This window comes from Nocardia sp. NPDC049707, from assembly GCF_040674855.1.
GTDB lineage: Bacteria > Actinomycetota > Actinomycetes > Mycobacteriales > Mycobacteriaceae > Nocardia.
This window is the reverse complement of the sequence record NZ_JBFANN010000006.1, coordinates 184,040-196,826: the sequence shown is the minus strand read 5'-3', so window position 1 is coordinate 196,826 and position 12,787 is coordinate 184,040. Positions and strand designations below refer to the sequence as shown.

Sequence of the window (12,787 nt, the reverse complement as noted above, 5' to 3'; positions counted from 1 at the left end):
GTTGGAATCTGTTACGGTTTAGTGCGTTTCATGGCGTTTAGGTTAGCTGCGGCAACACGAATTGATTGCGGATCGCTATGGTGAGCTACACGGCACGGATCTCGGGAATGCTGACTGCGTTCGCCGCTGCTGTGGCGATCACAGGCACTGCCGCAGCGGAACCGTCCGATTCCGCAGGGCCGACGACGAGTATCGCGATCGGAACCTGTCCGGCACTGTACGCCTTGGGAATTCAGGGCACCGGCGAATCGTCACCGGATGCCGCGCCGACCACCGATACCGGCATGCTCTCCACGGTCTTCATGCCGATGTTGGCGAAGGCCGATCCCGGCCTGGTCGAGCGTGCCTATGTCCCATACGAATCCGGCTTCGGCGGCGCGACCGCCGGTGGTGCCGCGTCGTATGCGGAGTCGGTGACCGGCGGACTGTTCCGGCTGCGCTCGATGGCCCAGGATATCGCCGCCCGCTGCACCGAGACCCGCTTCGCGATCGTGGGCTATTCGCAAGGCGCGCATGTGGCCTCGATGTTCGCCCAGGAGGTCGGTCAGGGCCACGGCGTGATTCCGCCCGACAAGGTCGCTGCAGTCGCATTGTTCGCCGATCCGACCCGCAATCCCGGTGCGCCGCTCTTTCCCGGTTCGCCGGGCAAGGCAACCCCGGACCCCGCGCCCGGCGCGTCGGGGGATCGGATCGCATCGATCGTGGCATTGCCGCAGGAGCCCGCGAGCGGCGGCGGTATCGGACCGGAACGCGATAAGGCCCCCGATTTCGCCGCGCTGACCGGGCGTGTCGCGAGTTTCTGTGCCGCAGGCGATCTCGCGTGCGATGCACCCGAGGGCGCGCCGATCCTCGAGGCGGTGGCGTCCATCGCGGGCCAGTCCAAGCTGAGTGGCGGCGATCCGATCGCGTCACTGGTGTCGATATCCCAGGCGCTGGCGTACACGTCCATCAAGACCGCGACCACAGTCGTCGACGAGGACGTTCAGGGCAACTCACTCGCGAATTTGTCGATTTCGCCGAAGAAGTCGATTTCACAGCGCCTGGCCGATGCCGCCGATCCCCGCACGCCGCTGAATATTCCTGCGGCACTGCAGGCGATGCTGAAGGTCGGCATGATCGGATTGAACGCGGTCGTCGCGGTGGTCAAGTCGGTGATCAATTCGGCCGATATCAGCCAACTCGCCACCGCGGGGCTGGCCGATCCGGTCTCCGGAATCTTGTTGTTCGGCACGAAATTGCTGGGCGCGATTCCGCAGCTGGTGCCGCCGACGACCGGTGCCCGACTGGTCACCCAGGCCTTCGACGCGGTTGTACAGAACATCACCGATAACAGCGAACTGCTCAATGTAACGACCTGGGTGCGGTATTGGGATACCGTGCAGCGCCACGGCGCCTACAGCACGGTTGCGGTCACCGCCACCGGTGCCGCACCCACCCGATTCGTCGCCGACTGGTTCGCCGCGGTGGCACACGATCTGGCCGATGAATTCGGCAGCCGAGCTGTGCCTATCGGTGGCAGCACGAAATCGACCACCGGATTCTTCGGAGAGAGTTCCGGCGCGTCGACTACGCCGAATTCGTCCGGTACGGGACAATTCCCGTTCGGGACAGGAGCCGATGGCGCCTCATCCGGCGGCGCGACGTCGACTCCGCCCACCGTAGTACCCGGCACCCTGAACAACACCTACCCGTTCTCCACGAACTGATCGCAGAGAGGGTCCGATGATGCACGTGCCTCGCGCTGCGGGAATGGGGGAATGTTGAAGTCGTACAAACAGCTGTCGCGCTGGTACGGCGCACTGGAGCCGGAGACCGGAGTGGCGACTCCGCATCACGACGAGGCCGGATTGCAGGAACCCGGTGACGAGGACGGCGCGCCCCGGTATCCGCACTACATTCGCGAAGAGGATCCCGACGACATGCGTACACGCAACGAGGTGCCCGCCGATCTGGCCTCCCATCGCAGCGAATTCACCGGTGGCTGGTCGGATTGGGTGGCTGGACGTGCCCCCGGCCCCGACGACGAGTACCTCGGTCCGCGTGATGGCGAACTTGTACAGTTCCCGTGGCCGGAGGACGACCACGACAACGGACCGCGCGAACGGTCGGCACGCGCGACGCGCGCGCTGCGCCAAGAGGCGCGCGATCATCCGGCCGCGCGTCGGGCCCGGGTGATCGCGGTGCTCGTCGTGGCCGTACTGCTGTTGGTCGCGGCCGCCGCGGGTGCGCTGTTCCTGCTGCGCTCGTCCGGCGATCGCGCCGCCGCTCCGGTCGTGCCGTCGATGCAATTCACCGCGGGCAGTGTCCAATCCAATGGCATCGCCGACTGCCCGACCGAGCGTGGTGACCGCATCGTGCGCAGTGCCGAACCCGGTGGCACCGACTCCGGACCGGCCGCGATCATGGCGTTCCAATATGCCTACTACGTGGAACGCTCCGCCGAGCAGGTCCGGGCGGTGGTCGCACCGGATTCGAATATCTCCTCGGCCACGGTGATTCAGCACGGCATCGACACCATTCCGCTGGGCACCACGCATTGCGTGCGGATCCAGACGGTTACCGACAACCGGTATTCGGTCGAGGTCACCGAGTACCGCCCCGGCGGCGCGCCCGCCACGTACAACATGCAGACCGTCACCACGGCGGTGGTCGACGGCCGCACGCTCATTGCGAGCATCGCGGCCGGATGAATAGGGAGAGCTGATAGCGATGGGAGACGACTGGAGCCGCTGGCTCGATGAGACACCCGATGAGGGTGATCCGTCGGACCGGCACACGCCTTCGAAGGCTCCGGTGGTGCGTCTGCGGCGTAAGGGCGGTGCAAGTGAATCCGCGGAAACAACGCAGCGTTCGATTCTGGTGGTCGGTGGCTGTGGTGGTGCGGGAACGACGACCACGGCATTGGGCTTGGCCGGTGAACTCGGCATGACGGGCACTTCGGCGGTGGCAGTGGACGCCACGGTGGCGGGCAGCGATCTGGCGTTGCGTGGGGCCGATGAGCACCTGCATCCGATCAGCCTGCAATCGTGGTTGTACGGGCGCGGTAACGATGAACCGGCGCCATTGAAGGAGTGTCTGTCGCAGGCGAGTTCGGGCATCGGACTGCTGTGGCGCGACGCCGCGCCGCTGCGTCGGCGTGCCACATATCTCACAGTCGCGCGCGCGATCTATGACGCCGGATATACCGCTGTCTACGACGGCGGCAACCCGATTGCCGGACGGCAGCTGCGGCCCCTGCTGGATGACTCGGATGTCGCTCTGGTACTTGCCATTCCGGCGCGGGCCGATGCCGCGAATCGGCTGCGGGTGACCCTGGAATGGCTCGACGACCAGTTCGTCGACTCGGCCGATGGGCAGGGCGGCGGTATCGTTGGCGATACCACAATTGTTGTCTCACACCAACTTCCCGGTGTGGACGCGCATGTTGCCGACCATTTGCGCGAGCACCTTTCCGGCTGGGTCCGCGACATCATGGAGATTCCCTACGATCCGCATCTTGCGCGCGGTGAACTCATTCGCCACGCATCGCTGGCTCCGGAGACGCGCCGGGCTTATGGGCGGCTGCTCGCCGGAGTGGCATCATGACGGCCGCCATGAAACTTCGTCGTCAGTCCGAAGCCGCCCAGGCCGGTGTGGTCGCCCCACCGGAGTCTCGTCGCGCGCCCATCTGGGACCGTCCCGTACCCGGCGTCGGCCGGGCGCCGCTGTGGTGGCTGCTCGGCGTACATGGCGGTGCCGGAGCCAGTACTCTCGCACGTGTGCTCGCGCCCGCGGCGGATGCGGGCCGCCGCTGGCCCGGCGTCTTCGACCACGAATCGCCCTTCGTCGTCCTGGTGGCACGGGAGACCATCGCCGGACTCACCCGCGCACATGACCTTCTGCGCCAACATCATTCGGGCTTCGCCGGTTCCAGTGAAATCCTCGGACTGATCACTGTCGCGGCCCGCCCCGGTCGCATGCCCGCCGAAATCCGCCGCTATCGCGATGTGGTCGGCTCCCTGGCCGGTCAGGTCTGGCAGGTCCCGTGGTACGAGGAATGGACCCTCGTCGAACCGGAGAGCCTGCCGATCTGGAACCCGGGCGACGAGATACCGCAGAAGAAGAAAAGGATCGACCCGCTCGACGAAGTTCCGCTCGAGATCCGGGAACTCGGAGCGGATATCGTTGCGGTCGTGCGCGAAAACCTGGACAGCAGCGCATCTTTCGAGGAGGGCGACCGTTGACCACCACTACCAAGAAAGGCAGCCGATGAGCATGATTCTCCTTGCCGTACATGACACGTACGGCACTGTGCTGGCTCAGGTCGGTAACCCGACACCGGAGGCGCCTCCCGGCTCGGAGAAGATCCTGCAGCTGGTCCGCTACCTGACCTGGTTCGTGTTGCTTTCCGGTATCTGCGGAATCACCTACGCGGGTGGCAAGTTCGCGTGGGAGAAGTGGACCGGTGGTGGGCTCGAATCGCCGAAGATGGTGGCCGGAGCCATGATCGGCGGCGTCGTCGCGACGAGCGCGGGCACCATCATGAACGCCGTCATCGGAACCTGATGTACGCGATGGCTACCGTGCGACTGTCGGCGGCGGAACTGCTTGCCTACAAGCAGATGCCCGCCGAAGTGCTGCAACCGCTGATGCAGCTGCTGAACTGGCTGCTCTGGTTCGTACTGCTGGTGTGCCTGGCGTGGATGATCGTCTCCGCCGGCCGCTTGTGGATCGCCTTCCGGAGCGACCTGGCGATGAACGACGCCTCGCACGGCGTGTTGATGAGTCTGCTCGGGGCAGCGGTGGCGAGCACGGCCTCGGGGATCGCGTTGGCGTTCCTGCCGACGTGAACCGGGATGGGCCTGAGATGATTTCCATATCGCTGGCGACTGCTTGCAGGTCGCGCGAAACTGCAGAGCCGCAGGAACAAGCCGGCGTGTGGCGGCGCGGCATCCGCACGCCCGCAGCCGGAGCGTTCGGTGTAGCCCTGCTGCTGGCCGCGGTCGGCTGCGGCGGCGGTGACCGCGATTCCGGCCCGAACCCGACGGCCGCGCCGACGCATGTGCGGTGGCAGCCGTTCCAGGGGGTGGCACTGCCGACTGCTGACCAGGGGCCGAAGCGGATATCCGACGGTGCCGCAACGGGTTTCGAGCATTCGCCGATCGGCGCGGCGCTGGCGGCGATCGTGCACACGGTGCGATTGTCGGTGGCCGCCGACAGCCAATGGGCGGATATCGTGCGTCAAGAGGTGGTGCCGAACAAGGCCAGAGACGTATGGGCGGTCAACCGGGTCCAGCTCTCGATCACCGGTCCGGCCGCGCCCGAGTATGTGCCGAGAGTGCTCGGGTACAAGATCACCGGCTACACCGACGCAACCTCCGCCGTCGACGTCTATACGGCATATTCGGACAACTCGAAGGCGGTGAACCACACCACGGTCGAATGGTTCGGCAACGATTGGAGATTACGACTGCCGGATCCCGAGTCGACCGCCCGGCCCATCGAGGCGGTCGATGAATTACCCACGGACATAGTGATATTGGAGGCACCGAAGTGAGTGAGAAGGAGTCGTACGCGCGCGATCGCGTCTCCTTCGGTGTCATCGCGTCCGCCGCTGTGGTGGTACTCATCGTGATCGTCGGCATCTTCGTATACGTGAGCCGGGACGACTCGGGTTCGGGTGGCGACAAGGCCGCCGCCGCAGCGAGTTCCGGCGGTGAGGGCTTCGCGACCCCCGATGTGGATATTCTCGGCAGGCGCGTCGATATTCCGAAAAACTCTGCCGGACAACCGCTTCCGCAGGATCCGACCAAGCAGCGCAGACCGTTGGACGGGGACTGGCTGACCGCGGCACCAGAGGGCACCACCGCGCCACACGGCTGGCAGCGGGTCTACGGCGCCTCGGTCCCGTTCTCCACCTCCGACGGACCGACCCGCATCGAAGACGGTCTGGCCGTCGGGTATTCGCATACCCCGCAGGGCGCGGTGCTCGCGGCAGCCCAGATCACCTACCGCCTCAACGCGCGCCCCGCCGACCGCGACCTCTACGTCCGCCAGGTCCGCGTCTCGGCCCAGCAGATCGCCGCCTACGACAAGGCCCTGTCCCAGGACAAACTTCCGGAACAGCAGCCGGAGAAGGTGACCAAGTACTTCGTCGCCTCGGATGCGTTCAAGGTCGAGAACTATGCGGACGATTTGGCGATCATCCAGCTGGCCACTCGAGGTCCGGTGGTCGACGGCAAGCAGTTGTGGGCGGCTCTGCGCTTGGTGATGATCTGGGATGCGGGGGACTGGCGGCTCAAACCGGCCACCTCCAGCAACTCGCAGACCGCATATGTCGAGTCGCTGAACGGGTGGACCAAATGGTGACTACCGGCCCCGGATCCGGTCCGGCACACAACCGTTCGCGGGTTGCGATGCTTGGCGTCGGCGCGTTGCTCGCGGTGATCATCGCGGTGCTGGTGACCGTGATTGCCATGCGGGACAACACCGTTGGCGGCGACCAAATGTCGAAGGCGGGCACGAGTTCGGAGAATGTGCCCGGCACTGCAGCGTCGAGTTTCGGCGACCCGGAAGCCGATATGTTCGGCCGCCGAGTGGATGTGCCCGATAACGGCACCGGTATTGCGCTGGAACAGAATCCGGCGCTGCAGCAGTGGCCGGGCGCACCGACCTGGCAGACCGCGGCGCCGCAGCCCGCTGGCGACCAAGGCGTGTGGCAGCGGGTATTCGGCGGGCCTGTGGTGCGGTTTTCCACCTCCGACGGCCCGGCGCGCATCGACGGCAAAGCCGCCGTCGGATTCGCGCATACACCCCAGGGCGCGGCCCTGGCGGCCGAACAGATCTACTGGCGCACCAATGCCAACCCGCGTGACCGCGATCTGCTACTGCGGCTGGTCGCGGTCACGCCGCAATACCTGGCCGACTACGACCGACTCGTGGCCGAAGGCAAGGTCTCGGATCGGCTGCCGGACAAATTGAGGCCCTTGCTGTTCGCTTCGGATGCATTCCGAATCGAGAGCTATACCGAAGATTCCGCGAGCATCCAGTTTGCGAGAAAGGCCCGAGAAACAGCTGATGGCCAACCAACATGGGTCGGCATGCGCCTGGCAGTCATATGGCGCGACGGCGATTGGAAGCTCACGGCGGTGAGCGGACAACAGCAAGTCCAGATCGATTCCTTGCGAAGCATCGAGGGGTGGACACAATGGTGAGGCGAATAGTCACGATTTTCGCGGTCATCTTCACGGTGATGATCGCGACGCCGACGGTGGCCTACGGCCAGACATACGGTTTCGACGATACGTGCAACGAACTGCACGACGCTCTCGACAACGTCGGGCTGCCGGGCGTATCCCTCGGTGATGCCGCGTCGGCGGCATGCAAGGCGGGCAATGCCGCCTCGCACCCGGCCGGCGTGGCGAACGCGATCAAGGACAAGGCCTGGGATTCGACCTTCGGCAAGGTCGTCGATTCGCTGATGAACGGCCTCGGTGAGGCCATCATCCTCGCACTGACCTTCTGGATGAAGGTCCCCAACGAGGCGGCCAGCGATTCGGGTTCATTGTTCGTCAAGATCAACGACTACACCTATCAGGCGCAGATATTGCTGCTCATAGCCTCGGTGATATTGTCCGGCGCGAGATTGGCCGAGGCCAGACGCGGCGCCGCCATGAACGAGGCGGCCGAATCGTTCCGCATGTTCACGCGGGTGGTTTTCAGCTCCTGGATGCTCGGCGCGGTCATCGTCGCGGGCACCCAGGCCTCGGATCGCTTCTCCGAGTGGATCATCAACGACTCGACCAATGGCAATGCCAAGGACCTGGCCGAGCTGATGGTGAAAACCAGTAAGCTGCAGGCTTTTTCGCCGGGTCTGGTGCTGATCATCGCAATCGTCGGCCTGCTCGGTGCGCTGGCGCAGATCGTGCTCGCCATTGTGCGTCAGGGTCTGCTGATCATCGCGGCCGGTGTGCTGCCGTTGGCGGCGGCCGCATCCGGGATGAATGTGGGCAAGCAGTCGTATCAGAAGCTGATCGGCTGGATCATCGCGTTCATGCTCTGGAAGCCGGTGGCCGCCATCGTCTACATGATCGCGTTCACCACCGCGGGCCATGTGGATTCGCTCACCACTACCGGCGGACTGCCCGAAGGCGAACAGGCACAACGGATGCTGGTCGCGATCGTGCTGCTGTGTAGTGTCGCGTTCGTACTGCCCGCGCTGATGCGGTTGGTCACGCCCGCGGTCGCGATCGTGGGCAGCGGTGGTTCCGGTCTCACCGCGACCGGTGGAACCTTGCTCGCGGTGGGCGCTTTGGGCGCGGTGGGGACCAAGGCCGTCTCGGTCAAGGGCGCCGCGCCGGGGTCGGCGGGTTACGTCGGTGGCACCTCCACCGGACCGCGTCCACCGGGCGGCGCGGGCGGTCCGAGCGGTGGCGGTGGCGCGCCGCGTCCGGCCCCGCCGCGCGGTGGTGGTGGCGGCGGAGCGCCGGCAGGTGCACCTCCGCGCGCCTCCGCCCCGCAGGGAGGAGCGGGAGTACCGTCCGGTGCGTCGCGGGCGGCGGGTGCGCTGGGCGTGGCCCGCGCGGCGACCGCGCCGCTGAGCCGCGCCGATGAAGCCATGGGCGATGTGGCGGGCGACCGCTGGGCGAACCGTTCGCCCGACCTCGGGAGGAGCACCATTCCGCGATGACGATGACGACGAGCGATCCCTACGAGCGCCGCGCGTACGGGCTCTGGCAAAAGCCGCGCAGCGCAGGCCTTTTCGGTTTGCGCTGGGAAGAGACCGTCATCGGCTTCGTCGTCGTGATCACGGCCCTGATCTGCGCCATGATGGGCGGTTTCAAGTGGGGTCTGATCGTGGGCGGCACCGGCGTTGTCGTGATGGTTCCACTGGTGTGGCGGACGGGGGGCCGCTCCGGATACGAGAACGGATTGATGATGTTCAACTGGATGCGCTCACGCAATCGCGGCGAGCATGTGTATCGCGGTGGCCGGTTCTCGCGGATTCCGGGCGGTGTCACGCGGCTACCTGGCCTGCTCGCGCCCTCCAAGCTCTATGAGGGCATCGATGCGGGTGGCTACAGCTTCGGCATGATCCACCTGCCGCAATTCGCCCAGTACACAGTGGTTCTGCGGGCCTGGCCACAGGGGCACGAGGCGGTGGACCAGCCGGTCATCGATCGCTGGGTCTCGGCCTGGGGCACCTTCCTCGCCTCGGTCGGCCAGACCAGTGACATCGTCGCCGTCGTCCCGGTGATCGATACCGTGCCCGAGACCGGTAACCGACTGCTGACCGAGGTCGCCACCATTACCCGCCCGGAGGCGCCGGAGCTGGCGCAGCAGGTGATGTACGAACTCGCCACCGAGCTACCGCAGGAGCGGGTGCAGCTGCTGCCGCGCGTCGCGATCACCTTCAAGGCGACTACCGCGGAGCGCCGGAAGAATCCGGCCGAGGAAGCCGTCGAGATCGGACGCAGGCTTCCCGGTATCTGTGCCGCGCTGGCCGAGGCGGGCGTGCGCGCCCAACCGATGTCGGCCGATGAGGTCATCTCGTTCATCCGGCGCAGCTATGATCCGGCCGCGCAGGCCGATCTCGAGGTCGCGGCGGGCGAACCCGAAGGGCACGGGCTGGATTGGGCCGATGCCGGACCGGTTTCGCACGACGAGAAGTGGGATCACCTGGTGCACGACGGTGGCCGCTCGGTCACTTGGGAGATGGATGCCGCTCCCGAGGGCGCGGTGGACGAGCGGGTGCTGCAGCGGCTGCTCGCGCCGAATCCCGAAGTGCCACGTAAGCGCATCGCCATCGTGTACCGGCCGCATTCGGCCGCCGACGCTGCCGAAATCGTCGACGACGATTTCAAGAACGCGTTGGTGGCCCAGCAGAGCGAACGCGGTGTCGTCTCGGCGGCCGCGACCCTGCGGGTGGGTGCCACCCAGCAGGCCCGAGAAGAACAAGCCCGGGGTCACGGTGTGACCCGCTTCGGGGCGCTGGTGACCATCACCGAGCCCCTGCGCGGTGATCTGCCGCGTATCGAAGCCATTACTCGCGACCTGTCCACCCAGGCGCGGTTGAAGATCCGGCGGTGCTACCGCTACCAGGCGGCGGCCTTCGCGGCCTCGCTCGGTTGTGGGGTGATTCTGCCGGAACACGCGACAATTCCGAAAGCCTTGGCGGGGTGAGCGATACATGGCAGGTGAGTACGAGCCACCCGTGCGCGAACGGGACGAGATGCGCCGCAGGCGGCGTCCCGAAGACGCGGCTTGGGAGCGGCCCACGGACGAACGGACTCAGCGGCTCTCCGGGAGCCGCCGGGCCGAGCGGTCGGGCATCGAAGAGATGCCCGACCGGGATCGGCGGGCCTTGCGGGGCCAGGCGCGGGTGAGCGGCGGCGAGCGGACCGGCATCGGCGAAACGTCCGATCGGGAGCGGCGACCGTCGCGCAATGCGGATCGCGACCGCCCCAGGCCGGAAAACGTCCGGGGTGAACGGACTTCGGCCGAACGTGGACGTCCAGACGGCGCCAGGACCGCTCGCCCGCGAGATGGCGCACCGCAACGACCGGCACGGGGGGAACGCGTGGCACGACCGGAACGCAACGGCTCGCGAACGAGTCGCGAGGCACAGCGCGCGGCCAAGGTCGACTACACCGCCGACCGTGCCATGGGAACCCCGCAGATGGATAAGGCCGCCCGTCGCGCGAAGGCCAGGTCGGACAAGCGCAAACAGTCCGGCCCACCGTTGCTCGACGATGCGACCAGGGCCAAACTCGAGCAGATCAGCCGTGAGGGCACTGGCCTGCGGGCGGCCTTCGCGACCTTCCGGATCCGCACCGACGATATCCGCCGCCGCAACTACGCGGCCCGCGCCGAACAGGTCTTCGAGGACGGATTCGACCGCAGCACAGCGCAACTCACCGATCGCGGCTACATGGGTCCCGGCGGCGGCCGGATGAATGTCGTGGGCCGCCCGGTCGAATACCGGGCAACCACCGCCCAGGTGGCCGGTCTGTGGCCGTGGTCGGTCGGCGCGGGTGCGCCCTTGATCGGCACCCCGCTCGGTTCGCATCTGCATACCGGCGCCCCGGTCTGCTTCGACCCGATGAACTGGTTCCTGCGCGGCAGCTTCATCACCGCGCCCAGCCTTTTCGTGTTGGGGCTCAACGGTTTCGGTAAGTCCTCGCTGGTGCGCCGGATCGTGCTCGGCGGTATCGCACAGGGCATCACGCCACTGATCCTGGCCGACGTGAAACCGGACTACCGCAAATTGGTCGAACTGGTCGGCGGCCAGGTGATCGACCTCGGTTACGGGCACGGCAAGCTCAACCCGCTCGCCGCCGGTGTGCTCGGTTCGGTCGTGCCGATGCTGGACGAGTTTCCGGCGCTGCAACTTCAGGTGCTGCAGGATATGCGCGCCCGCCAGGTCACGCTCATCGCCGGCCTGGTCGAACTGGTCCGTGGTGCCCGGGTGCGCGACTACGAGGAGACACTGATCTCCACCGCGCTGCGCATCCTCTATCGGCCGGGCAGCGGCTACACACCCGACCAACCGCCCATCATGGAGAACCTGCTCGAGGTAATCGTCGCCGGCGGTGACGAATTGCAACTCGACGCCGGCGCCGATGATCCGAACGATTACCAGGTGGCCATCAAGGGTCTGCGCCGCTCGCTGCGCGCCTTGACCCAGGGCCCGTTCGGCGCGATCTTCAACGGGCAGACCAGCGTTCCGATCGATACCAGCGCGGTCGCGGTCTGCATCGACGTATCCCATATCCCTACCGGCGATAAGAAGCTCAAGGCCGCCGTGATGCTGGCCTGCTGGGCCGATGGTTTTGCCTCGGTGGAGGCCGCGCATGTGCTCGCCGATGCGAAACTCGGCCAGCAGCGCTATTTCCAGGTGGTGATGGACGAGCTGTGGCAGGTGCTCGGCCTCGGCGACTTCATGGTCGACCGGGTCGATGAGCTGACCCGTCTGCAGCGCACCATCGCCACCGCGCTGATCATGATCAGCCACACCATCAAGGACCTGCAAGCACTGGGATCGGAAGCCGCCATCGCGAAGGCCCTCGGCTTTCTCGAACGCGCGCGCGCCAAGATATTCGGCGCGCTGCCCGGCGAGGAGATCAAGCGCCTGGACAGCGTGGTTCCGTTCACGTCCGCCGAGGAGGAGATGGTGACCGGATGGTCCGCACCGCAGGCGTTGACGGGCGAGGCGCTCAAACCCGGTCAGCTTCGCCCGTCGCCACCGGGTACCGGCAAATTCCTACTGAAGATCGGTGAGGATCGCCGTCCCGGTATCCCGTTCCATATGGAATTCACCTTGTCCGAGAAGGAGAGTGGGATCCACGAAACCAACCAGCGCTTCTCCGAGTTCACCGAGTCGACTTCGCGTGGTGGCGATTCCCCCAGTGGGAGTGCCGCATGAGCGGGCTGCTCGCACTGTTATCGAGACCGGCGGACGGCCGTGGGAGGTGGGGCGCATGATGCCGCACCGGTCCTATCGGAGAGTGTCGCCGGAAGTGCGCAAAGCCGCGGTCGAGCAAGTCATCGCACTTACCGGCAAACTACGCAGCGAATCCGAGGCATGCCGGGTAGTCGCCGACCAGATCGGCGTGCATACCAACTCGGTGCGCAACTGGGTCCGCGCCGCCGAGGGGCCGAGTCTGGAGCGCCTGGACGCGACGGCGCTGCGCCGCAAAGTCGCGCTGCTACAACAACAACTGGCCGCCGCCGCGGAGATGAACCGCACCCTGGCCGACACCCTCAACGAATCTCGGCGGCAATCATGAGCGAGCGTCGGCGAGTGAAC

13 protein-coding genes are annotated in these 12,787 nt (G+C 66.3%); all 13 read left to right on the top strand.

Features of this window, described 5'->3' with window-relative positions; translation table 11 throughout:
• The first annotated feature begins 107 nt into the window (after positions 1-107).
• The 13 genes from AB0J29_RS09075 (at position 108) to AB0J29_RS09015 (ending at position 12,767) form a co-directional block, all read left to right on the top strand.
• A complete protein-coding gene (locus AB0J29_RS09075) occupies positions 108-1,706 on the top strand; it encodes a cutinase family protein (protein ID WP_364781682.1) in 1,599 nt (532 codons plus the stop codon).
• A gap of 51 nt (positions 1,707-1,757) precedes the next feature.
• Positions 1,758-2,690, top strand: coding sequence for a hypothetical protein (locus AB0J29_RS09070; protein WP_364781679.1), 933 nt, complete (start codon positions 1,758-1,760; stop codon positions 2,688-2,690).
• Positions 2,691-2,709: 19 nt separating this feature from the next.
• Entirely contained in the window at positions 2,710-3,585 is an 876-nt protein-coding gene (locus AB0J29_RS09065; protein ID WP_364781676.1) for a hypothetical protein, read from the top strand.
• The gene (locus tag AB0J29_RS09060) at positions 3,582-4,223 is read left to right on the top strand and encodes a DUF6668 family protein (protein WP_364781673.1); all 642 of its coding nucleotides are present in this window, start codon (positions 3,582-3,584) and stop codon (positions 4,221-4,223) included. Before AB0J29_RS09065 ends, AB0J29_RS09060 begins: the two co-directional genes overlap by 4 nt.
• Before the next feature lie 25 nt (positions 4,224-4,248).
• Positions 4,249-4,545: a hypothetical protein gene (locus AB0J29_RS09055; protein ID WP_063043704.1), complete on the top strand. Its 297-nt coding sequence runs from the start codon at positions 4,249-4,251 to the stop codon at positions 4,543-4,545.
• A gap of 8 nt (positions 4,546-4,553) precedes the next feature.
• Positions 4,554-4,829 carry a hypothetical protein gene (locus AB0J29_RS09050; protein ID WP_364781670.1) on the top strand — a complete coding sequence of 92 codons (276 nt, stop codon included), beginning with the start codon at positions 4,554-4,556 and terminating at the stop codon, positions 4,827-4,829.
• 86 nt (positions 4,830-4,915) lie between these two features.
• Positions 4,916-5,536: a hypothetical protein gene (locus AB0J29_RS09045; RefSeq protein ID WP_364781667.1), complete on the top strand. Its 621-nt coding sequence runs from the start codon at positions 4,916-4,918 to the stop codon at positions 5,534-5,536.
• Positions 5,533-6,348 (top strand): hypothetical protein, encoded by an 816-nt coding sequence (locus AB0J29_RS09040; RefSeq protein ID WP_364781664.1) that lies wholly within the window; start codon positions 5,533-5,535, stop codon positions 6,346-6,348. Before AB0J29_RS09045 ends, AB0J29_RS09040 begins: the two co-directional genes overlap by 4 nt.
• Positions 6,342-7,193, top strand: coding sequence for a hypothetical protein (locus tag AB0J29_RS09035; RefSeq protein WP_364781661.1), 852 nt, complete (start codon positions 6,342-6,344; stop codon positions 7,191-7,193). The genes AB0J29_RS09040 and AB0J29_RS09035 overlap by 7 nt, the downstream gene beginning before the upstream one ends.
• On the top strand, positions 7,187-8,668 hold the full coding sequence (locus tag AB0J29_RS09030; protein WP_364781658.1) for a hypothetical protein: 1,482 nt from the start codon (positions 7,187-7,189) through the stop codon (positions 8,666-8,668). The genes AB0J29_RS09035 and AB0J29_RS09030 overlap by 7 nt, the downstream gene beginning before the upstream one ends.
• The gene (locus tag AB0J29_RS09025; protein ID WP_364781655.1) at positions 8,665-10,161 is read left to right on the top strand and encodes an SCO6880 family protein; all 1,497 of its coding nucleotides are present in this window, start codon (positions 8,665-8,667) and stop codon (positions 10,159-10,161) included. Before AB0J29_RS09030 ends, AB0J29_RS09025 begins: the two co-directional genes overlap by 4 nt.
• A gap of 7 nt (positions 10,162-10,168) precedes the next feature.
• Positions 10,169-12,403: a hypothetical protein gene (locus AB0J29_RS09020; RefSeq protein WP_364781652.1), complete on the top strand. Its 2,235-nt coding sequence runs from the start codon at positions 10,169-10,171 to the stop codon at positions 12,401-12,403.
• A 55-nt stretch (positions 12,404-12,458) separates the two neighbouring features.
• Complete coding sequence (locus AB0J29_RS09015) at positions 12,459-12,767, top strand: transposase (protein WP_364781650.1); 309 nt, start codon at positions 12,459-12,461, stop codon at positions 12,765-12,767.
• Positions 12,768-12,787 lie beyond the last annotated feature (20 nt).

Excerpts from the sequence above, each read along its gene's own strand:
- AB0J29_RS09015 (WP_364781650.1), top strand. The coding sequence starts at position 12,459 with ATGATGCCGCACCGGTCCTATCGGAGAGTGTCGCCGGAAGTGCGCAAA.
- AB0J29_RS09035 (WP_364781661.1), top strand. The coding sequence starts at position 6,342 with ATGGTGACTACCGGCCCCGGATCCGGTCCGGCACACAACCGTTCGCGG.
- AB0J29_RS09060 (WP_364781673.1), top strand. The coding sequence starts at position 3,582 with ATGACGGCCGCCATGAAACTTCGTCGTCAGTCCGAAGCCGCCCAGGCC.
- AB0J29_RS09030 (WP_364781658.1), top strand. The coding sequence starts at position 7,187 with ATGGTGAGGCGAATAGTCACGATTTTCGCGGTCATCTTCACGGTGATG.
- AB0J29_RS09070 (WP_364781679.1), top strand. The coding sequence starts at position 1,758 with ATGTTGAAGTCGTACAAACAGCTGTCGCGCTGGTACGGCGCACTGGAG.
- AB0J29_RS09065 (WP_364781676.1), top strand. The coding sequence starts at position 2,710 with ATGGGAGACGACTGGAGCCGCTGGCTCGATGAGACACCCGATGAGGGT.
- AB0J29_RS09020 (WP_364781652.1), top strand. The coding sequence starts at position 10,169 with ATGGCAGGTGAGTACGAGCCACCCGTGCGCGAACGGGACGAGATGCGC.
- AB0J29_RS09055 (WP_063043704.1), top strand. The coding sequence starts at position 4,249 with ATGAGCATGATTCTCCTTGCCGTACATGACACGTACGGCACTGTGCTG.
- AB0J29_RS09075 (WP_364781682.1), top strand. The coding sequence starts at position 108 with ATGCTGACTGCGTTCGCCGCTGCTGTGGCGATCACAGGCACTGCCGCA.
- AB0J29_RS09025 (WP_364781655.1), top strand. The coding sequence starts at position 8,665 with ATGACGATGACGACGAGCGATCCCTACGAGCGCCGCGCGTACGGGCTC.
- AB0J29_RS09050 (WP_364781670.1), top strand. The coding sequence starts at position 4,554 with ATGGCTACCGTGCGACTGTCGGCGGCGGAACTGCTTGCCTACAAGCAG.